Source organism: Brevundimonas sp. (assembly GCF_044336875.1).
Classification (GTDB): Bacteria; Pseudomonadota; Alphaproteobacteria; order Caulobacterales; family Caulobacteraceae; genus Brevundimonas.
The window spans coordinates 1-18,954 of sequence record NZ_JBIIOP010000008.1 but is presented as its reverse complement, the minus strand read 5'-3'; the positions used below and the strand labels follow the sequence as shown (position 1 = coordinate 18,954).

General features: G+C 67.6%; 19 protein-coding genes and 2 tRNA genes. 13 read left to right on the top strand and 8 right to left on the bottom strand.

Going from position 1 to position 18,954, the window contains the following annotated elements; translation table 11 throughout:
* Positions 1–11: 11 nt before the first annotated feature.
* The gene (locus ACIQ1T_RS11185) at positions 12–617 is read right to left on the bottom strand and encodes a TIGR00730 family Rossman fold protein (protein WP_395944627.1); all 606 of its coding nucleotides are present in this window, start codon (positions 615–617) and stop codon (positions 12–14) included.
* 111 nt (positions 618–728) lie between these two features.
* On the opposite strand from ACIQ1T_RS11185, the gene ACIQ1T_RS11180 reads away from it, so the two are divergent.
* Positions 729–1,472, top strand: coding sequence for a hypothetical protein (locus ACIQ1T_RS11180; protein WP_395944626.1), 744 nt, complete (start codon positions 729–731; stop codon positions 1,470–1,472).
* Positions 1,473–1,581: 109 nt separating this feature from the next.
* On the opposite strand, the gene panC is transcribed toward ACIQ1T_RS11180, so the two are convergent.
* Positions 1,582–2,442, bottom strand: coding sequence for a pantoate--beta-alanine ligase (gene panC / locus ACIQ1T_RS11175; RefSeq protein WP_395944625.1), 861 nt, complete (start codon positions 2,440–2,442; stop codon positions 1,582–1,584).
* Positions 2,443–2,517: 75 nt separating this feature from the next.
* Here panC and ACIQ1T_RS11170 point away from each other — a divergent pair, with 75 nt between their 5' ends.
* From ACIQ1T_RS11170 to ACIQ1T_RS11160, 3 genes are all read left to right on the top strand, one after another.
* Positions 2,518–3,210 (top strand): SPOR domain-containing protein, encoded by a 693-nt coding sequence (locus ACIQ1T_RS11170; RefSeq protein WP_395944624.1) that lies wholly within the window; start codon positions 2,518–2,520, stop codon positions 3,208–3,210.
* A 125-nt stretch (positions 3,211–3,335) separates the two neighbouring features.
* The gene (locus ACIQ1T_RS11165; protein WP_395944623.1) at positions 3,336–4,172 is read left to right on the top strand and encodes a division plane positioning ATPase MipZ; all 837 of its coding nucleotides are present in this window, start codon (positions 3,336–3,338) and stop codon (positions 4,170–4,172) included.
* Between the two features lie 34 nt (positions 4,173–4,206).
* Positions 4,207–4,635 carry a molecular chaperone DnaJ gene (locus ACIQ1T_RS11160; protein WP_395944622.1) on the top strand — a complete coding sequence of 143 codons (429 nt, stop codon included), beginning with the start codon at positions 4,207–4,209 and terminating at the stop codon, positions 4,633–4,635.
* A 272-nt stretch (positions 4,636–4,907) separates the two neighbouring features.
* On the opposite strand, the gene ACIQ1T_RS11155 is transcribed toward ACIQ1T_RS11160, so the two are convergent.
* The gene (locus ACIQ1T_RS11155) at positions 4,908–5,651 is read right to left on the bottom strand and encodes an SDR family oxidoreductase (RefSeq protein ID WP_395944621.1); all 744 of its coding nucleotides are present in this window, start codon (positions 5,649–5,651) and stop codon (positions 4,908–4,910) included.
* A gap of 104 nt (positions 5,652–5,755) precedes the next feature.
* Here ACIQ1T_RS11155 and ACIQ1T_RS11150 point away from each other — a divergent pair, with 104 nt between their 5' ends.
* Positions 5,756–6,412: a TetR/AcrR family transcriptional regulator gene (locus ACIQ1T_RS11150; RefSeq protein WP_395944620.1), complete on the top strand. Its 657-nt coding sequence runs from the start codon at positions 5,756–5,758 to the stop codon at positions 6,410–6,412.
* Between the two features lie 96 nt (positions 6,413–6,508).
* On the opposite strand, the gene ACIQ1T_RS11145 is transcribed toward ACIQ1T_RS11150, so the two are convergent.
* Positions 6,509–7,120, bottom strand: a complete 612-nt coding sequence (locus tag ACIQ1T_RS11145; protein WP_395944619.1) for a TIGR02466 family protein — start codon at positions 7,118–7,120, stop codon at positions 6,509–6,511.
* A gap of 248 nt (positions 7,121–7,368) precedes the next feature.
* Between ACIQ1T_RS11145 and ACIQ1T_RS11140 the strand changes: the two genes are divergently transcribed.
* Entirely contained in the window at positions 7,369–9,333 is a 1,965-nt protein-coding gene (locus tag ACIQ1T_RS11140) for an acetyl/propionyl/methylcrotonyl-CoA carboxylase subunit alpha (protein WP_395944618.1), read from the top strand.
* 9 nt (positions 9,334–9,342) lie between these two features.
* On the opposite strand, the gene ACIQ1T_RS11135 is transcribed toward ACIQ1T_RS11140, so the two are convergent.
* Positions 9,343–9,633 carry an antibiotic biosynthesis monooxygenase family protein gene (locus ACIQ1T_RS11135; RefSeq protein ID WP_395944617.1) on the bottom strand — a complete coding sequence of 97 codons (291 nt, stop codon included), beginning with the start codon at positions 9,631–9,633 and terminating at the stop codon, positions 9,343–9,345.
* A gap of 107 nt (positions 9,634–9,740) precedes the next feature.
* Here ACIQ1T_RS11135 and ACIQ1T_RS11130 point away from each other — a divergent pair, with 107 nt between their 5' ends.
* From ACIQ1T_RS11130 to ACIQ1T_RS11110, 5 genes are all read left to right on the top strand, one after another.
* Positions 9,741–10,139 carry a DUF1489 family protein gene (locus tag ACIQ1T_RS11130; RefSeq protein WP_395944749.1) on the top strand — a complete coding sequence of 133 codons (399 nt, stop codon included), beginning with the start codon at positions 9,741–9,743 and terminating at the stop codon, positions 10,137–10,139.
* Between the two features lie 18 nt (positions 10,140–10,157).
* Positions 10,158–11,549: an MATE family efflux transporter gene (locus ACIQ1T_RS11125; protein ID WP_395944616.1), complete on the top strand. Its 1,392-nt coding sequence runs from the start codon at positions 10,158–10,160 to the stop codon at positions 11,547–11,549.
* A 117-nt stretch (positions 11,550–11,666) separates the two neighbouring features.
* The gene (locus ACIQ1T_RS11120; protein WP_395944615.1) at positions 11,667–13,646 is read left to right on the top strand and encodes an ATP-binding protein; all 1,980 of its coding nucleotides are present in this window, start codon (positions 11,667–11,669) and stop codon (positions 13,644–13,646) included.
* A 186-nt stretch (positions 13,647–13,832) separates the two neighbouring features.
* Positions 13,833–15,536 (top strand): methionine--tRNA ligase, encoded by a 1,704-nt coding sequence (gene metG, locus ACIQ1T_RS11115; RefSeq protein ID WP_395944614.1) that lies wholly within the window; start codon positions 13,833–13,835, stop codon positions 15,534–15,536.
* Positions 15,537–15,559: 23 nt separating this feature from the next.
* On the top strand, positions 15,560–16,273 hold the full coding sequence (locus tag ACIQ1T_RS11110; protein WP_395944613.1) for a 2OG-Fe(II) oxygenase: 714 nt from the start codon (positions 15,560–15,562) through the stop codon (positions 16,271–16,273).
* Positions 16,274–16,408: 135 nt separating this feature from the next.
* Here the strand turns inward: ACIQ1T_RS11110 and ACIQ1T_RS11105 are convergent, their stop codons facing one another.
* From ACIQ1T_RS11105 to rlmB, 3 genes are read right to left on the bottom strand one after another with little or no spacing between them, the layout of a single operon-like run.
* The gene (locus ACIQ1T_RS11105) at positions 16,409–16,744 is read right to left on the bottom strand and encodes a rhodanese-like domain-containing protein (RefSeq protein ID WP_395944612.1); all 336 of its coding nucleotides are present in this window, start codon (positions 16,742–16,744) and stop codon (positions 16,409–16,411) included.
* The gene (locus ACIQ1T_RS11100; protein WP_395944611.1) at positions 16,741–17,550 is read right to left on the bottom strand and encodes a YjbE family putative metal transport protein; all 810 of its coding nucleotides are present in this window, start codon (positions 17,548–17,550) and stop codon (positions 16,741–16,743) included. The genes ACIQ1T_RS11105 and ACIQ1T_RS11100 overlap by 4 nt, the downstream gene beginning before the upstream one ends.
* Before the next feature lie 31 nt (positions 17,551–17,581).
* Positions 17,582–18,481 carry a 23S rRNA (guanosine(2251)-2'-O)-methyltransferase RlmB gene (gene rlmB / locus ACIQ1T_RS11095; RefSeq protein ID WP_395944610.1) on the bottom strand — a complete coding sequence of 300 codons (900 nt, stop codon included), beginning with the start codon at positions 18,479–18,481 and terminating at the stop codon, positions 17,582–17,584.
* 148 nt (positions 18,482–18,629) lie between these two features.
* Between rlmB and ACIQ1T_RS11090 the strand changes: the two genes are divergently transcribed.
* Positions 18,630–18,713 (top strand) — tRNA-Tyr (locus tag ACIQ1T_RS11090).
* 80 nt (positions 18,714–18,793) lie between these two features.
* Positions 18,794–18,867, top strand: a tRNA-Gly gene (locus ACIQ1T_RS11085).
* Positions 18,868–18,954: the final 87 nt, after the last annotated feature.

Here is an 18,954-nt window from a genome sequence, read left to right as displayed (position 1 = left end):
GCGACGATCACCTAGCGGAGATCGTGCTTTCGCCCGGGCGCGGCGTCGCCGGTCTGAATCTGCGCCATGGCTTCCTCGACTGAATCGGCCACCGTCCAGGCGTCCAGGAAGGAGGCGGGGGTCATGCCCTCGTCCACGCTGTGGCGCATCAAGGCGAAGAAGCCTTCCCAGAAGCCGTTCAGGTTCAGGAAGACGACCGGCTTGTGGTGCAGGTCCAGACGTTTCCAGGACAGGAGCTCGACCACCTCCTCCAGGGTGCCGATGCCGCCCGGGGCGACGACGAAGGCGTCGGATTCATCGTACATCAGCTGTTTGCGCTCGTGCATCGAGGTGACGACCACGGTTTCGACCTCGTCGAACAGGCGTTCTCGGCTGCGCAGGAAGGCCGGCATGATGCCGACGACGCGGCCGCCGGCCTCGTGAGCGCCGCGCGCCGAGGCGCCCATCAGGCCCACGCCGCCGCCGCCGTAGACCAGACGCCAGCCGGCCTCGGCCGTCGCCTTGCCGAAGGCGCGGGCGGCCTCGGTATAGGCGGGATCGGCGCGATCGGACGAGCCGCAGAACAGGCAGACGGATTGGCCGTCGAAGGGCTGGATCGAAACGGGGGGCAGGGACATGGGGCCTCGGACTGAACGAATGCGCGCTTGGCCCATGGCCAAACCGGCGGCGGTCGAGCTAACAGATTCCCGAGCCGCTGGGTCGCCAGCCATATATCGTCGGGACGAAGGATGAAACGCCGGATCATCGCCATGGCCGCCCTATCGGCGACGCCGCTTGTGGTCCTGGCCGCCTGTTCGCGGAACGGCGAGGGCGCGGCGCGGCCGGCGGACGCCCAGACGGCCTCGGCCTGGGTCCAGCCGCCGCATGTGGACGCTGCCTTCCGCGACGGCGGGGTGGTGGTCGTACGCGGTCTGGCGGGACCGGACGCACGGGTCGTGCTGCGCGGCGCCAATGGGGCGGCGGTGGCGGTGGGCGCCGATGCGACGGGGCGGTTCGAACTGCGGGCGCCGGCGGCGACCGGCGACATTCGACTGACGCCCGAGGTCCAGGTCGGTGAGGACGCCGCGCCGTCGCCGGAGACCCTTGTGCTGATCCGCGGCGGAACAGGCCCGATGATCCTGATCGCGGCGGGCGAGCCGACGGTGCGGCTGGACGGCCGGGGCGTTTTGGACGCCGTCGATTCCGACGGCTCGGCCGTCATCGTCTCGGGCCGGACCGCCGGCGGACCGCCGACGGTGCTGGTCGACGGCGCGCGGGCGTCAGTGATGGCGGGAGCGGGCGGGACATGGCGGGCGACCGCCTCGGGCAACGGTCCGGCCGTAATCATGGTCGGGGATGCGCGGTTCGACTTTCCGGGCGTAGGCGCGGAGTCCGATTTCACCCCGGTACGGGCCGGTCAGGGCTGGCGGCTGACCTGGCCGACGGGACCCAGCGGGCGCCAGACCACGTGGTTGCCCGATAGAGCGTCTTAAGGTCTCGTTAACCAAAGCGGTCAATGAAGGATGTGTCCCTTTTTGGGACGCACCATCACCGAACCTTATTCAGCCCGGCGCCCGCGTCGGGCTTCTTTTTGACCGACGCTCAGATGGCCATGTTGTCGATCAGCCGGGTCTTGCCCAGCCAGGCGGCGACCAAGATCCGGGCGGGGGCGTCGACGATACCGTTCGGGAAGGGCGACAGATCCTCGGCGTGGCGGACGGCGACATAGTCGACCCGCTCAAAGCCGGCCTTGAGAAGGGCGGCGTAGGCGTCGCGTTCGATCCCCGGCAGGGGACGACCCGAGGCGGCGGCGTCGGCGGCCTGGCGCAGGATCAGGTTCAGCTTGCGCGCGGTCTCCAGATCGGCCTCGGAGAGATAGGCGTTGCGCGAGGACAGGGCCAGGCCCGCCTCGTCGCGCTGGGTCGGTGCGCCGATGATTTCGACCGGCAGGTCCAGGTCACGGACGAAGCGGCGGACGACCATCAACTGCTGATAATCCTTCTCGCCGAAGACGGCGATGTCCGGCTGGACCTGGTTGAACAGCTTGGTGACCACCAGGGCGACGCCGCCGAACATCTGGGGGCGGAAGTCGCCCTCCAGCCCCAGGGCCGGGCCGGTCATCGCGATACTGGTGGCGAAGCCCTCGGGGTACATGGCCTCGGCCGCAGGGGCGAACATCAGGTGGCAGCCGGTCGCGGCCAAAAGGCGGGCGTCCTCTTCCTGGCGGCGGGGATAGGCGCCCAGGTCCTCGTGCGCCGCGAACTGGGTCGGATTGACGAAGTTGGAGGCGACCACCCGATCGGCCCGACGTGCGGCCTTGCGCACAAGAGTCAGGTGGCCCTCGTGCAGGGCGCCCATGGTCGGAACCATGCCGACGGTCAGGCCTTGTCGTTTCCAGTCCCGCACGGCGGCGCGCAGATCGGCGACGGAGCGGACGACGGGGAGGGACGCGGTCTCGGTCATGGTGAAGCGATTAACCCTTTGGCTTAAGCCTGTTGATGCACCAGACTTCAAACCCTGGTTGCTAGGGTCGTGCTTATGACGCCAGCAGAAGCTCATCGTCCAGTTCTGATCGCGCTCGCCGCCCTGACCCTGACGGGATGCGGCGCGGTGGAGGGCGACCGTCACCGGTTTCAGGTCATGGCCGACCATGTGGCGTCGATCGACATCCCGATGAATCCCCGCGACGACCGGCCCGGCGACCCGCCGATGCGCCGCACCGCCGAAGATCAGGGACTGCGTCCGGCCAAATTCTCGCCCATGCAGGTGGCGCTGATGACGCCGCACCAGATGTGGGACGCCCGCGACGCCCAGGCCGGGGCCGGTCGTCCCGATGGTTTGCGCGACGCGGCCCTGCGGATGGCGGAGCCGGCCGTGGAGCCCGTTATGCGGGCCGCGGCGCCCGTCGTGGCCAAGGCTGTGGTCGAACAGGCCGCAGCCCGCGTCGCGCCCCAGCCGAGCCTGCGCCCGGCCGCGATCCGCACCGAGACCGCCGCCCCTGGCCGCACCATCCAGTTGGGGGCCTATTCCAGCGAAGCCGGCGCCCGCGCGGCCTGGAGCCGTCTGAAGGCCAATGCCGACCTGTCCAGCCTGTCGCCGGTGTTTGAGGGCGTCGAGGTCAATGGCCGCAGTCTGACGCGGCTGAAGGTCGGGCCGATCCCCGCCGAGGCGGCGTCCGCCCTGTGCCAGGCGGCTCAGGTGGCCGACCCCTGGTGCCGGCGCCAGGGCTGAGGTCGGGTTAAGTCCACAGAATAGGCGTTAACCCCTCGTTGACGTTTGGCGTCGGTACGCCGACTCTCGGTCGTCCTAGGGCCGCGCAGTGTTGAGTCGCGTCGGTCGCCACAGAGGGTTTCCTCATGACGCAGCCTCACGTGATCGTCCTCGGCAACGAGAAAGGCGGGGCCGGCAAGTCCACCCTGGCCATCCATATCGTCACGGGCCTGCTGCACGCGGGCTGCACCGTGGCGATCATCGACCTGGACCTGCGCCAGCGGTCGATGCAGCGGTTCTTCACCAACCGACTGGCCTGGCTGGCCGCGAACGCGCAGAAGCTGCCCCAGCCCTTCATGCCCGACATGGGCGACGGCAAGGCCCTGGCCAAGGCGGGGGTCGACGAGCAGATCGCCGCCTTCGAGCGCGCCTTCGACGAGGCCGTGGCGGCGGGCGTGGACGCCATCCTGATCGACACCCCCGGCGGCGACACGGCCGTGTCCAGCGCGGCGCACGCGCGGGCCGACCAGATCGTCACGCCGATGAACGACAGTTTCGTCGACTTCGACCTGCTGGGCGAGGTCGATCCGGTGACGCTGGATCTGCTGAAGCCGTCCATCTATTCCGAGAGCGTCTGGGAGGCGCGCAAGCACCGGGCGATCAGCCAGGGCCGCAATGCGACCATCGACTGGCTGGTGGTGACCAATCGCCTGGCCGTCGCCGAGGCCCGCAATCGCAAGCGTCTGGAAGAGCGGATGAACAAGCTGGCCAAACGGGTCGGCTTCCGCGTCGGGCCGGGCCTGCGCGACCGGGTCATCTATCGCGAACTGTTCCCCTTCGGCCTGACGGTGGCGGACCTGTCGAACGAGATCCGTCCGGTGGCCGTCTCCCTGGCCCACGTCGCGGCGCGCCAGGAGATGCGCAACCTGATGAAGGCCATGGGGCTGGAGCAGGCGCTGACGCCGCTGGACGTGGCGGCCTGAACGCACCCCACGGCCCCGAAGACCCCGTGATCCGATGCTGCTGATCTGGCTGGCCCTGGCGGCGATCGCCGTCTGGGCCATGGCGCGGCTGGGCCGTCAGACCGAGCGGCGCGGGCGTGGCCACTGGCGGGTGACGGCGACCCTGCTGGGCTCGGCCCTGCTGGCCGGCGGGGCGCTGGCGGCGTTTCGTGGTTCCTGGCTGACCGGCGGGGCGCTGGCGGCGGCGGGCCTGTATCTGGCCTGGGCGTCGCGGGCGCGGGCCGAAGTCCGTTCCGAGCCGATCAGCGCCGCTGATGCGCGCGCCGTGCTGGGCGTCGGCCCTGTTGCGACCGAGGCCGAGATCCGCGCGGCCTGGAAGAAGGCCATGGCGCGGGCGCACCCCGACCAGGGCGGCACCGAAGGGCTGGCGACGCGGGTCAATGCGGCGCGGGATCGGCTGTTGAGAAAGACCGGACGAGGCTGATCGCCCCGGGCTTTCGCCGCGGAATTGATGGAGGGCCGGGCGGGGCTCCGGGCCTTCGCCCGGAGACTTGTTTTAGTATTCCCTCGCAGACCTTCCTCCGCTTGAGGGGGAGGTGTCAGGCCGTGGCGCGAAGCGACACGCCTGACGATGGGGAGTGTCGCCTTCTTCAAGGCAAGACTTCCCCTTCGTCGCTGGATCGGCTGCGCCGATCGACGCCACACCTCCCCCACAAGCGGGGAGGGTCTGTGCAAGAACTCTTTCGGGCCTTGAGGTCAGGCGTTGGCGCCGCCGTCGACCAAGATGCCGTCGCCGGTGATGTAGCCGGCGTCGGGGCCCGCCAGGAAGGCGACGGCGGCGGCGACTTCCTCGACGCGGCCGTAGCGGCCGACCGCGACGGTGGGCAGGACCATGGCGGACAGCGGACCTTCGGCCGGGTTCATGTCGGTGTCGGTCGGGCCGGGGCGGACCAGGTTCACGGTGATGGCGCGCAGGCCCAGTTCACGGGCCAGGCCGCGATTGAAGGACTCCAGCGCCGATTTCGAGGCGGAATAGACCGTCAGGCCGGCGAAGGGGACGCGCGTGCCGACATTGCTGCCGATGGTGACGATCCGGCCGCCGTCGGGAATATGTTTCAGGGCCGCCTGGGTGGTCAGGAAGACGCCGCGCACATTGACGTTCAACAGGGCGTCGATGTCCTCGATCGACTGTTCGGCGAAGGCGCCGGCGCGGGCCACGCCCGCATTATTGACCAGGATGTCGATGCCGCCCAGGCCCGCGACCGCGCCGTCGACGGCGGCGTTGGCGCCCGCCGTGCTGCCGGCGTCGGCCTGGATGGCGACGGCGGTGCGGCCCAGGGCGCGCAGCTCGGCGGCCAGGGCCTCGGCCTTGTCGGCGGATTTCTCGTAGGTGATGGCCACATCGGCGCCGTCGGCGGCCAGGCGGCGGGCGATGGCGGCGCCGATGCCGCGGCTGGCGCCGGTGACGAGGGCGCGTTTGCCGGAGAGGGGAAGGGACATTTCGAGCAGACCTTATCTGTAGTGATCGATACAGATCAGGTGGTGCGTTGTCCGGCGGCCGCAAGAGGCTTATCTATCGATCGCTACAAAAAAGGAGAAGGCCGGTGTCCGAGCGCGGACGTCCCCGCAGTTTCGATCGTGACCAGGCGTTGCAGAAGGCCATGGAGGTCTTCTGGGCGCGCGGCTATGCGGGCGCCTCGGTGGCGGAGCTGACCCAGGCGATGGGGATCGCCGCGCCCAGCCTGTATGCGGCCTTCGGCGGCAAGGCGGACCTGTATCGCGAGGCCATGGACCGCTACATCGCCCAATCCGGCGGCCGGGTCTGGGCGCAGCTGGAACAGCCGACGGCGCGCGCCAGCGTCGAGGCCGTGCTGCGCGAGGCGGCGCGGGGCATGACCGCGCCAGGACAGCCGGCCGGCTGCATGGTCTCGCTGAGCGGGGCGCAGCCGGGGGATCTGGGCGCGGAACTGTGCGCCGAGATGGCGGCGCGGCGCAGTGAGATGCTGGCGATCTTCAGGGCGCGGCTGGACCGCGGACAGGCGGACGGGGAGATCGCGGCGACGACGGATCTGGAGGCGCTGGCGCGCTTCTATGTGGCGGTTCACCAGGGCATGAGCCTGCAGGCCCGCGAAGGGGCGACGGAGGCGCAACTGCAGAAGCTGGTGGATGCGGCGATGGCGGGGTGGGGGGCGTTGACGGGATCAGACCTTCCCCCGCTTGCGGGGGAAGCAGCAGGTCATCGAGCGAAGCGAGACGCCTGACGATGGGGGAAGTTTCGCGAGACTTCCCTCTCCGACCCTGGTCCGCTTCGCGAACGCCGGGCCACCTCTTCCGCAAGCGGGAGAGGGTCTGTGCGGTCAGGCGTAGTTGAAACTGATCGAGATACGGTCGGTCCTGGCCAGATTGGTCGGCACCTCGTGGCGCAGCCAGCTTTCCCACATCAGCACCGTACCCGCCTGGGGCTTCAGATAGACGAAGGGGCGTTCGGTCTCGGTCGCCTCGTCAGTGACGCCGGGACGGGCCATCATGAAGGGCAGGCGCGGATCCTCCAGCTTCAGCGACGAGGCGCCGTCGGGGATGTCGATATAGACGGTGCCCGACAGGAAGGCGTGGGGGTGGATATGGCCGGTGTGGCCGCCGCCCGGCTTGAGGATATTGACCCACAGATTGTCGAGGCGCGGCTTGCGCGCCAGGTCGAAGTTCAGCGCCTTGGCGTAGGCGACGGCGTGGCGGTCGAGATGGCGTTTCAGCTCGGCGAACTCGGGGAAACGGTGCGGCAGGTCGTTCAGCGAGGCGTAGGAGGTGTAGCCGCGATAGGCGTTGGCCTTGCACCAGCGACGCCCGGCCTCGTCCTCCTCGGCCATCATGCGGACGACGTCGATCAGTTGCTCGTTGAATTCGGGCCAGCCGCGGGTGTCGGCGAGGCTGGCCTCATAGACCTGGGTGACGAAGAGGGGGCGCAGGGACATGGGGAGGGGCTTAACGGTTGAGGGGCGGGCTGAAAACTCTCCCTCCCCATTTTGGGGAGGGTGGTCGCGCAAGCGACCGGGTGGGGCGGCCTGGCAGGGACGCACTTGCCGAATGTGGGACAGGTCGGTGGGGCGTCGGCCCGCCGTCCCCACCCGACCTCGCTCCGCTCGGCCACCCTCCCCGAACGGGGAGGGAGAAGGTTCGTGTGCTGCTCGCCACCCGCGCACGATCCCGCTAAGACTTCCCCATGTTCAAGTCCGTCCTGGTCGCCAATCGCGGCGAAATCGCCTGTCGTGTCTTCCGCACCGCCAAGCGGATGGGGATTCGCACCGTCGCCGTCTATTCCGAGGCAGACGCCGACGCCCTGCATGTGCGCGAGGCCGACGAGGCCGTGCTGATCGGCCCGGCGGCGGCGCGCGAGTCCTATCTGGACGGCGCCAAGGTGCTGGCGGCCGCCAGGGCCACGGGCGCGGAGGCCATCCACCCCGGCTACGGCTTCCTGAGCGAGAACGCCGACTTCGCCGAGGCGGTCGCAGCGGCGGGCCTGGTCTGGGTCGGACCGGACCCCAAGTCGATCCGGGCCATGGGGCTGAAGGACGCGGCCAAACAGCTGATGATCGAGGCCGGGGTGCCGGTGACGCCGGGCTATCAGGGCGCGGACCAGTCCGACGAGACCCTGACGGCCGAGGCGGCGCGGATCGGCTATCCGGTGCTGATCAAGGCGGTCGCCGGCGGCGGCGGCAAGGGGATGAAACGGGTCGACGCGGCCGAGGACTTCGCCGCCGGCCTGGCCAGCGCCCGGCGGGAAGGCGCGGCGGCCTTCGGCGACGACCGGGTGCTGATCGAACGCTACATCACCCGGCCGCGCCATATCGAGGTCCAGGTGTTCGGCGACCGGCACGGCAACGTCGTCCACCTGTACGAGCGCGACTGTTCGCTGCAGCGCCGCCACCAGAAGGTGATCGAGGAGGCGCCGGCGCCGGGCATGAGCGAGGCGGTGCGGGCGGCGGTCACCGGGGCGGCGATCAAGGCGGCGAAAGCGGTCGATTATGTCGGGGCCGGGACCATCGAATTCATCGCCGACGCCTCGGACGGGCTGAAGGCGGACGGCATCTGGTTCATGGAGATGAACACCCGGCTGCAGGTCGAACATCCGGTGACCGAGAGGGTGACCGGCGTCGATCTGGTCGAATGGCAGTTCCGCGCGGCGGCGGGCGAGCCCCTGCCGCTGAAACAGGAGCAGATCCGGCTGAACGGCTGGGCCATGGAGGCGCGCCTCTACGCCGAGGACCCGGCCAACGGCTTCCTGCCGAGCATCGGGCGGCTGGAGCATTTCGTCCTGCCTGAGGACATCCGCGTCGATACGGGGGTGGAGCAGGGCGGCGAGGTCAGCCAGTTCTACGACCCGATGATCGCCAAGCTGATCGTCCACGCCGACACGCGCGAGGCGGCGGCGGCGAAACTGGCCGAGGCGGCGGGCGAGGTCGAGATCTGGCCGGTGCGGGCCAATGCCGGCTTCCTGAAACGGTGTCTGGAGCATCCCCGGTTCGTGGCGGGGGACGTGGACACCGGCTTCATCGCGGCGGAGGAGGCGGGCTTGCAGCCGGTCGAGAGCGCTGAAGCCAATCTGGCGGCCCTGACCCTGATCGCCGAGGCGGCGGCGGAGACGGTCGAGACCCGCGCCGATCCCTACAGCCCCTGGGGCGGGCAGCCGGGCCTGTCCTATGGGGTGCGGCTGAACGCCTCCGCCCAGACGACGGTCTGGGCCCAGGTGGACGGGCGCGGCGTGTCCGGTGAGGTCGCGCCGGTCGAGACCGGCTGGCGCGGGGCTGAAGGGCTTTCGGTCCAGGTCGGCTTCGACCAGGTCCAGTCGGGAGATCGGCTGTTCGGCTATCAGGCGGTCGAGGACGGTTTCGTCCTGTTCGTCAACGGCGAGGCGCGACGGGTCACGCCGTATCGCGCGGCGACCGGCGGCGGGGCCGGCGCCGTCTCTGACGGCTCGCTGCGCGCGCCCATGCCGGGCAAGATCGTCGCCGCCCCGCTCAAGCCGGGCGATACGGTGGCCAAGGGCCAGCCGGTCGTGGTGCTGGAGGCGATGAAGATGGAACACGCCCTGACCGCACCGTTCGACGGGGTGGTCGAGAGCGTGGCGACGGTCGGGGATCAGGTGGTCGAGGCGGCCGTGCTGGCGGTGGTCAAGGCCGCCGACTAGGGCGGCCGGCTAGAGGCCAACCCCGCCCAGCGGCCGGGTGAAGGTCGTGTCGCCCCAGGTGGCGATCAGGCCCAGGGCCGGCAGCATCTCGTGGGTTTCCATGATCGTGTGAGACCAGGCGGTGTGCGTCGCCTCGTCCATCCAGACCTCGGTGATCCACAGGGCGTCGGCGTCGTTCAGGTCGTGGGCCACGACATAAGAATGGCAGCCCGGCCGCTTCACATTGGGGTCCAGCAGGCACAGGGCCAGTTCGTCGCGCCGACCGGCATGGGCCGTCAGCCGGGTGATCAGTCCGTACATTGTCTCGATGGGCTCGGCGGGAGCGGGGGGAGGGGCCGCCGATTCTTTCAGCGGACAAAGTAACGCCCGATCTGGCCAAGCGGTATCCGGACCATTACGTGGGCGACATGCCTCTCCATATGATCAAGCTGTGCGTCGGGGTCTCGGACGTCGAATGGCTGGAGGACCGCGCCGCCAAGGGCGGGCCTCTGGTGGTCCATACGAAAATGACGCCGAAACGGGCGGCCGAGATCGAGGACGGCGGCTCTCTCTACTGGGTGGTCAAGGGGATCGTCGCCTGCCGCCAGCCGATCACGGACATCACCACCCTGGGCGAAGGACAGCAGAGCCGCTGCGAGATCACCCTGGCGCCCCAGGTGATCCGCACCAGCCCGATGGCGCGCCGCCCCTTCCAGGGCTGGCGCTATCTGGAGCCCAAGGACGCCCCGGTCGATATTGACACCCTGGACGCCGGCGAGGCGCCCGAGGAACTGGTCCGCCAACTGCGCGAACTGGGCGCCTGGTAGCCAAAGAGCCCGAAAAGAATGGGAGTTGACCCGGCGGCGGGGCCGTGGCCTGTGCCGCCTCCCATGGCCTTCCTCAGTCTCCAGACCCGTTCCGCCTTTCGCGACCTGATGGCCCTGGCCTGGCCGGTGGTGCTGGCGCGGATCGGCATCATGACCATGGGGCTGACCGACGCCATTGTGGTGGGCAACTTCTCCAGCCGCGAACTGGCCTTCCACTCCCTGGCCTGGGCGCCCAGCTCCATCGTCGTGACCACGGCGGTCGGGCTGATGCTGGGCGTGCAGGTGATGACGGCGCGGATGCTGGGCGAGGGCCGCAGGCACGCCGTCGGCGCCGTGCTGCGCCGGGGCATGGTCTATGCGGTCCAGATCGGCCTGGTCTCGATGGTCGCCCTGATCGTCGTCGGCCCCTGGGGCCTGGGCAAGATGGGGCTGGAGACCGGCCTGGCCGAGGGCGCCTCGCCGGCCCTGATCGTCTTCGCCCTGTCCATGCCCTTCTATCTGATCTCGGTCGCGGGCCAGTTCTTCCTCGAGGCCCTGGGCCGGCCCAAGCCCGGCATGTGGGCCATGTGGGTGGCCAACGGCGTCAATCTGGCGCTGAACCTGCTGCTGGTCCCCGACCTGCTGGGCATAGGGTTCGACGGCGCCTTCGCCTCGGCCTGGGCCACCTTCGGGGCGCGGGCGGCCCTGGCCGTGTTTCTGGTCATCTACATCCTGCGCCTGCCCGAGGCGCGGTCGCTGGGCGTGTTCGACAAGCCCCAGCGCGATCCCGCCGCCGCCCGCGAACAGGTCAAGGTCGGCCTGGGCGCCGGCGCGTCGTACTTCATCGAGGTCGGGGCTTTCGCGGCCATGACCTTCACCGCCGGCCAGATCGGTACGGCCGAGACCGCCGCCTGGGCGGTGGTGCTGAACGTCTCGGCCATCGTCTTCATGATCCCGATGGGGCTGTCGTCGGCGACGGCGGTGCTGGTCAGCCGCAGCTATGGCGCGGGTGACGGGCGCGGCGTGCTGCGCGCGGGCCTGGTCGGCCTGGGGGTGGTGACGGCCCTGACCTTCGTGGTGGCTCTGGCCGTCTGGCCCAGCGCCCATGTCATCGTCGCCGCCTACAACCGCGATCCGGCCCTGCTGGCCATCGCCGCCCCGGCCCTGGTCCTAGCCACCCTGTTCTTCGTCGCCGACGGGATCCAGGTGGTGGCGGCCCAGGCCAATCGTGCGGCCGGCGACGTCTGGTGGCCGACCATCATGCATTTCACCGCCTATGGGGCGGTGATGATGCCGCTGGGCTGGGTGCTGGCACACAGGATCGGCGTCGACGGCCTGGTCTGGGCCGTCATCATCGCCAGCCTGGCCTCGTCCACCCTGCTGACCGGCCGGTTCGTGCGGGTGGCGCGGCGGATGGCGCCGGCCGTCTGAGTTCGGCGGTTCATAGCCGTGCACAAGCACGGGCTGGGCGGCAAAGAGACCTTGCAACTACAACGCTTGCGAGGCCAAATCGCCACGCTCAGATAGAATAAGAAGAGACCTTACCTGATGGCTGGGGCAACGACGGACACACTAATCAAGCCGGATATGCAGGCGGTTCTATCCCGTACGCATATCGGCACGGACCTGCATGCCTTTCTGCTGCCTACGCTGGAGGCGGTTTCAAACGCGATGCATGGCATCGAGGCTAGGTTTGGTGATAGCGCCAACGTCCAAGGTAAGGTCGACATCGTCATCACCGATGCAACCGATCCGGCGAAAATCATGGTGTCGGTGACGGATAACGGGATCGGCCTCAACGACGAAAATTACCGGTCTTTCAAAACTCCATTCTCAGGTCACAAGCTGAAAGCGCGCGGCCGCGGGTTCGGGCGCTTCATCGCCTTTAAGGTCTTCTCCCGGATTATGTACTCGAGCCGTTACGAGTTGCTCAGCATTGAGTCAGCTCGCACGTTCCGGTTCGACATCACGCGCGAACAGGAGCTCATCTTTTTCGACGGCGATCCCGACTTCAAGCACGTCGGTTTGAGGGTTGAGTACGACTCACCCCTGACCAACTGGCATGACCTCATCCGAACGCTCGACAAGAACGATGTGGCCGATCACATCGCCAGCCACTTCATGCCGCAGTTCCTCTACGGCTGGCTGCCGGAGATCACGATCAGGTTTGATGATGCCGAGCCGGAAAGCATCACATCGCGCTTCAACAATGTGTTCGTGGAAACGGCTAAAGGTTCGGTGGATGTCGATATCGACGGCGTCGTCGAGAAGCTCGATTACAGCCTGACGAAAATCCAGAAGACGCGGTCGTTCAAAAACCACTGCCTCCTGTTCGCGGCCGCTGACCGGATTGTGGGTAGCCCGAAAGATCTGACGAACGTCCTCGGCACACCCCATTTCACTGACGACAAGGACGACAACTACATCGTGCTTGGTGTCGTCAGGGGGGAGGCCTTCGAGACGCGGCTCAACGACTCCCGAACGGCGATCAACATCACGCCCAAGGCAGTCGAACGCATCGTCACCGCTGTGAGCGATGTGATCCAGCAGGATGAAGCGCAGCAGATTGCCAAGATCAAAAAGGGGCAGTCCGAAGACCTTACGGACGCGCTACGCGAGAACCCGATTCTTCGTATGGGCCTGAAGGGGCGCTCGCTATCGGAATATGTGACTGCCAAGCCGAACAACTGGACAGCTCAGAACTTCGTTTCCGATCTGGCCATCGAGCGCTTCCGTGCGTCGAAGGAGCTGACCAAGGCGATCACACTGGCTGCTTCCGACCCGGAAAAGTACGTCGAGTCGATCAAGGAGATCGTCTCGAAGATCGATGAGAACAACAAGGAGGCTTTGGCCGAGTACATCATCCATCGCAAACGAGTGATCGAAATGGTGGAGGCCGCTCGGAAATATACGGACGGGTCAAAGCATGCCGCCGAGGACGTCATTCACGACCTCGTCTTCAAGCGATTTTCCGATACGGCCGAGCTCGACTATTTCGAGCACAATCTGTGGCTCATCGACGATGCATTGGCGTTCCTGCCCTACGCATCGAGTGACCGCACCGCGAAGGGGGCCGGTCGTAAAAAAGGGGACAAGGTCCCCGACCTCGCTTTCTTCGACGACAGCCTTATCCTCGGCGATAATGACGGGACAACGGTCACGATCGTCGAGTTCAAGAAGCCGAGCCGCAACGACTATGTCTTCGGGCCTGCCAAAACCGACCCGGTGAAGCAGGTTCTCGAAACGCTCGATCTGGCGGTTCGAGCGGGTGGCGTCACCAAGACTGACGGAACGCATATGTCATTCACTGGGGTCATAAGACGCTTCGCCTACATCGTCGCCGACCACACGCCCTCGTTGGTGTCGGTGCTGAAGGACCATGACTTCAAGAACGACCAGAACCCGAAAATCTTCTTCCGCTATCGCGACAACGAACGCATTTTCATTCAAGCGATTGGATACGACACCCTGGTAGAGAATGCGAAGAAGCGAAATCAAGCTTTCTTCACTGTTCTACTTGGAGAGTAGCGATATCGATTTCTGATGCGATAGGTAGCATTATCGTCGCGTGATGCCTTGGCTACATAAGTGGGTTCTAAAATAGACGGCATCTTGTAGGTTTTCCGAAACCACCCCCATCCCCACACCCCGACAGGTGACGACCCCGCTTCGTCCCTCTATATCCCTGCGCTTCCCCGAACTTCCTGGACGACCATGGCCCGCATCCTCATCACCTCGGCGCTGCCCTACATCAACGGCATCAAGCACCTGGGGAATCTGGCGGGCTCGATGTTGCCGGCCGACGTCTGGGCGCGGTTCAAGCGCGGGCAGGGGCACGAGGTCCTCTATATCTGCGCCACCGACGAGCACGGCACCCCGGCCGAGCTGGCCGCCGCCGCCGCCGGGCAGGACGTGCGCACCTATTGCGACGAACAGCATCTGATCCAGAAGACGGCGGGCGAGGCCTTCGGCCTGAGCTACGACTGGTTCGGCCGGTCGTCGAACCCGCAGAACCATCGGCTGACCCAGCATTTCGCCGAGGCCCTGGAGAAGAACGGCCTGATCGAGGAACGGGTCGACCGGATGATCTATTCGATCGACGACGCCCGCTTCCTGCCCGACCGCTATGTCGAGGGCACCTGCCCGCACTGCGGCCATGTGGGGGCGCGCGGCGACCAGTGCGACAACTGCGGCCGGCTGCTGGACCCGACCGACCTGATCGACCCCTATTCGTCGGTGTCGGGCTCGCGGAACCTGGAGGTGCGCGACACCCGCCACCTGTATCTGCTGCAGACCAAGATCGAGCCCGAGATCCGCGCCTGGGTCGACGCCAAGAGCGGCTGGCAGGTGCTGGCCAAGTCCATCGCCTACAAGCATCTGGACGAGGGGCTGATCGACCGGGGCATCACCCGCGACCTGGCCTGGGGCGTGCCGGTGACGAAGGACGGCTTCCCCCGGCCGGGCATGGAGGACAAGGTCTTCTACGTCTGGTTCGACGCCCCCATCGAATATGTGGCCGCGACGCAGGAGTGGGCCGAGGCGACCGGCGGCTCGTGGCGCGACTGGTGGCGTCTGGACGAGGGGGCGGAGGACGTTCGCTACGTCCAGTTCATGGGCAAGGACAATGTCGCCTTCCACACCGTCAGCTTCCCGGCGACCATCATCGGCTCGGGCGAGCCGTGGAAGACGGTGGATCAGCTGAAGGCCTTCAACTGGCTGAACTGGTATGGCGGGAAATTCTCGACCAGCCAGAAGCGCGGCGTCTTCATGGACCAGGCGCTGGAGCTGCTGCCGGCCGACTACTGGCGGTGGCGCCTGACGGCCTATGGGCCGGAACACGCGGATTCGGCCTTCACCTGGGAGGATTTCCAGGCCTCGACCAACAAGGACCTGGCCGATGTGCTGGGCAATTTCGTCAACCGGATCGTCAAGTTCGCCGAAAGCAAGTTCGACGGCGTCGTGCCCGAGGGCGGGACGGCCGGGCCGGTCGAGATCCAGCTGGAGGCCGACATCAGGGCGGCTGTGGCCGAGGCGACCGAACAGCTGGAGGCGATGGAGTTCCGCAAGGCCGCCGTCGCCATCCGCGCCGCCTGGGTGCTGGGCAATGAATATCTGCAGGTCGCGGCGCCCTGGACGGCGCTGAAGACCGACCGTGATCAGGCGGCGGTGGGGGTGCGGACGGGTCTGAACCTGGTCGCCCTGTTCGCCCGTCTGGCGGCACCGATCCTGCCATTCACGGCGCCGAAGATCGCGGCCTCGGTGGGGGTGGACGACCTGAGCTGGCCGGGCGCGGACGAGGATCTGCTGAATGTGCTGCCGGTCGGCGGCAAGGTCGAGGCCCAGGGCGTGCTGTTCGCCAAGATCGAGGACGCCCAGGTGGCGGAATGGTCCGAACGCTTCGGCGGCGCGGACGCCTGATCGAACGGCAGGGGGCGCGGACGATGACAGTGACTCTGGCTCCCCTGACCGAGGCGCAGCGCGCCGTGATCCGTGAGCGTCTGAGCCGCACCGGCCGCGCCCAGGTCGACGGGATCCTGGCCGAGGGCGACGCCGTGGCCCTGCATCAGGCGGCGGCCGGGGCCGAGTACAATGTGGTGACGCGGCGGGGCACGGGCCATGTCGACCTGCCGGCCGCCTGGCTGGCGTCGCTGAGCCCCGAGCAGAGGATGGGTCTGGGCCAGGCGGTTCAGGTCTCGGCCCGCGACGACTTCCAGTATCTGTACGACAACCACCCGATCTATGATCTGGTCGAGACGGATCAGGCGGCGCCGGCCTGGCGCGACCTGGTCGCCTTCCTGAACGGCGAGGCCTTTCTGGCGCAGATGCGGGATCTGACGGGCGAGCCGCGCATCGCCCTGGCCGACGCCCAGCTGACCCGGTTCCGCCCCGGTCATTTCCTGACCGAGCACGACGACCACGCCGAGGGCAAGACCCGGTTCTTCGCCTATGTGCTGAACCTGACGCCGGCCTGGCGGATCGAATGGGGCGGGCTGCTGGCCTTCCACGGCGCCGACGGCAATGTGGCCGAGGCCTTCACCCCGCGCTTCAACACCCTGAACCTGCTCAAGGTGCCGTCACCCCATTCGGTGACCCAGGTGGCGCTGTCGGCCGGGGCCGAGCGGCTGTCGGTGACGGGCTGGCTGCGGGCGAAATAGAATATCCGCTCATCCCCGCGAAAGCGGGGACCTAGTCTTTCGCTAGCGACAGGCGTGGGATCGCCAAACAGCCGCCGTGACTGTCGTTTGAGCGCCCAAAGCACTGGGTCCCCGCTTTCGCGGGGATGAGCGGTATTATTGTTCCGCGAACACCACAGGCAGGCCGGCCGAATGCCAGGCCTGGATGCCGCCCAGCAGGTTGAACAGCGGCTGGCCGTCGGCGGCGGTCGGGCCGACGAAGGCGCAGACCTGATGGCTCCGGCCGCCCTTCAGGCACATGACGACCAGCTTGCGGTCCGCCGGCAGGTCCAGGGCCTCCCAGGCGGCGGGCATCTGGCTGAGCGGGGCCAGGATGGCGCCCTCGACATGGGCGGCGGCGAACTCGTCCGCCTCGCGCACGTCGATCAGGACCGCCTCGCCCGACTGCAGCCAGGCGGCGGCCTCCTCGACCGTGACCGTGGCTACGCTCACGCGCCGGGCCTCGACGGCGTCGCCGGGGCGTGGGTCGGGCTGGTCTCGCTGCGCTGTTGGCCCATGTGGTGGGCGGCTTCCTCGGGGCCGATCTCGATGAAGGCCGGGGCCGCAGAGTTGAACTGTTCCATGTTTCCGGTGCGGACCACCACCTGGCGGGCGCCGTCCCAGATCATGTGGAGGGCGACGTACAGGACGACGACCAGTCCGATATAGCCGATCCAGGTGAAGCGGTGCAGCAACTTGGCGATATAGCTGGCGGCGATCCCCATCAGGGCGATCGACAGGATCAGGCCGAAGACCATGATCCAGGGGTGTTCATGGGCGGCGCCGGCGACGGCCAGCACATTGTCCAGCGACATGGTGATGTCGGCGACCATGATCTGCAGCAGGGCGGCGCCGAAGCTCTTGCGCTTGACGCCCAGCTCTTCGGGCGACGGCCCCGTGCCGTGCTCGATGCTGAGGGCCAATTCCAGTTCCTTCTCGGCCTCGGCCTGGTCATGGGTGCGCTGCTCCTGCAGTTCGCGCCACATCTTCCAGCAGACCCACAGCAGCAGCAGACCGCCGGCCAGCAGCAGGCCGACCAGGGCCAGCAGCTGGACGGTGATCAGGGCGAAGCCGATTCGCATGACCACGGCCGCAGCCAGGCCGATCAGAATGGCCTTCTTGCGCTGGTCCTGGGGCAGGGCGGCGGCGGCTAAGCCCACCGCGACGGCGTTGTCGCCGGCCAGGACCAGATCCATGAGGAGCACCTGGCCCAGGGCGGCGGCCTGGCTGGCGAGTTCGGGAGAAGAGAGGAATTCCATCCTCGCTCCATAAACGGGGTGCGGCGTTCTGTCAGCCGCGTTGCGCGCGCGCCGCCTCATAAAGCGCCACGGCGGCCGCGTTGGAGACATTCAGGCTTTCGAAGCCGCCCGGCATGGGGATCTTGGCCAGGACGTCGCAGTGTTCGGCCACCAGCCGGCGGATGCCGTCGCCCTCGGAACCCATGACCAGGACTGTGGGCTGGCGGTCCAGCGCCTCTTCCAGCGTCTGTTCGCCGGCGCCGTCCAGCCCGACGGCGCGCCAGCCCAGATCGGCCAGGCGCTCCAGGGCGCGCGACAGATTCGTCACCCGCGCATGGGGCAGGCGTTCGGTGGCGCCGACGGCGGCCTTGGCCAGGGCGCCGGCCAGTGCGGGGGCGTGGCGGTCCTGGACGATGATTCCCCGCGCCCCGAAGGCCAGGGCCGAGCGGAAGATGGCCCCGACGTTCTGGGGATCCGTCAACTGGTCCAGCATGACGATGACGCCCCCTTCTCCAGGTTTGGGGGCCGGTTCGGCCAGGTCTTCCAGCGACACGCCTTCGAGGGGCTGGACCTTGAAGGCCAGACCCTGGTGCACGGCGCCGGCGGGCAGCATCCGGTTCAGGGCGAGGCTGTCGACGACCTCGATCTTGTGCCCATGGGTCAGTTTGCCCTCTTCAAGCTCGGCGGCGCGATCCGGCGTGGCCATAAGACGACCCATGCCGCGTCGTGCGGGATTCGCCAGAGCGGCCAGAACCGGGTGTCGGCCCCAGAGAAAATTATCGGCGTCCGACTTGCCCCGATCGGGCGAACGGGGCGGTCTGGGTGCGTCGTCGCGCCCGGAAAACCCTTGTGCTGCGGGCTTTTGGCCCTTTTCTCGCGATCCGGATGGCCGGTTTCCGAAGACCGGTTTTTTACCGCTTTTACGGTCGTTGCGTTCTGATTTCGACGACACTATAAGACGCCCTCCGATTTGGAGCCCCAAGGGCTTTCGGGTCTGGGCGCCCCCTCTATCCTAGAGGAGGCGACAAGCCGAAGGCTTTTGTTTCGTCCCGCTTGATTATGGGCGGAACGAGGGGTCCGGCGGTTCGACAAGGCGCGCTGGGGGAATGTCCCGAGTGGCAAAGGGGGGGGACTGTAAATCCCCTGCGTAAGCTTCGAAGGTTCGAGTCCTTCTTCCCCCACCACGCGCCCTGTTGGATACGACGGATCAGGACACCGGAGAGGAACCGGCTGCGGCGTTCCCCGGAACTTCCGCAGTCTCCGCGCGGGTATAGCACAATGGTAGTGCAGCAGCCTTCCAAGCTGAGGATGTCGGTTCGATCCCGTCTACCCGCTCCAGGTTTTTTGATCAGCATCGCGCCCCTCAACCCGGGCCATCAGGAGTTTGGCCATGGCCAAGGAAAAGTTCGAACGCACCAAGCCGCA

Coding starts and splice junctions, on each gene's coding strand:
- ACIQ1T_RS11125 (WP_395944616.1), top strand. CDS start 10,158: ATGGGAGTTGACCCGGCGGCGGGGCCGTGGCCTGTGCCGCCTCCCATG.
- panC (WP_395944625.1), bottom strand. CDS start 2,442: ATGACCGAGACCGCGTCCCTCCCCGTCGTCCGCTCCGTCGCCGATCTG.
- ACIQ1T_RS11120 (WP_395944615.1), top strand. CDS start 11,667: ATGGCTGGGGCAACGACGGACACACTAATCAAGCCGGATATGCAGGCG.
- ACIQ1T_RS11130 (WP_395944749.1), top strand. CDS start 9,741: ATGCCTCTCCATATGATCAAGCTGTGCGTCGGGGTCTCGGACGTCGAA.
- ACIQ1T_RS11135 (WP_395944617.1), bottom strand. CDS start 9,633: ATGTACGGACTGATCACCCGGCTGACGGCCCATGCCGGTCGGCGCGAC.
- ACIQ1T_RS11160 (WP_395944622.1), top strand. CDS start 4,207: ATGCTGCTGATCTGGCTGGCCCTGGCGGCGATCGCCGTCTGGGCCATG.
- ACIQ1T_RS11165 (WP_395944623.1), top strand. CDS start 3,336: ATGACGCAGCCTCACGTGATCGTCCTCGGCAACGAGAAAGGCGGGGCC.
- ACIQ1T_RS11185 (WP_395944627.1), bottom strand. CDS start 617: ATGTCCCTGCCCCCCGTTTCGATCCAGCCCTTCGACGGCCAATCCGTC.
- ACIQ1T_RS11155 (WP_395944621.1), bottom strand. CDS start 5,651: ATGTCCCTTCCCCTCTCCGGCAAACGCGCCCTCGTCACCGGCGCCAGC.
- ACIQ1T_RS11145 (WP_395944619.1), bottom strand. CDS start 7,120: ATGTCCCTGCGCCCCCTCTTCGTCACCCAGGTCTATGAGGCCAGCCTC.
- ACIQ1T_RS11180 (WP_395944626.1), top strand. CDS start 729: ATGAAACGCCGGATCATCGCCATGGCCGCCCTATCGGCGACGCCGCTT.
- ACIQ1T_RS11100 (WP_395944611.1), bottom strand. CDS start 17,550: ATGGAATTCCTCTCTTCTCCCGAACTCGCCAGCCAGGCCGCCGCCCTG.
- metG (WP_395944614.1), top strand. CDS start 13,833: ATGGCCCGCATCCTCATCACCTCGGCGCTGCCCTACATCAACGGCATC.
- ACIQ1T_RS11140 (WP_395944618.1), top strand. CDS start 7,369: ATGTTCAAGTCCGTCCTGGTCGCCAATCGCGGCGAAATCGCCTGTCGT.
- ACIQ1T_RS11110 (WP_395944613.1), top strand. CDS start 15,560: ATGACAGTGACTCTGGCTCCCCTGACCGAGGCGCAGCGCGCCGTGATC.
- ACIQ1T_RS11170 (WP_395944624.1), top strand. CDS start 2,518: ATGACGCCAGCAGAAGCTCATCGTCCAGTTCTGATCGCGCTCGCCGCC.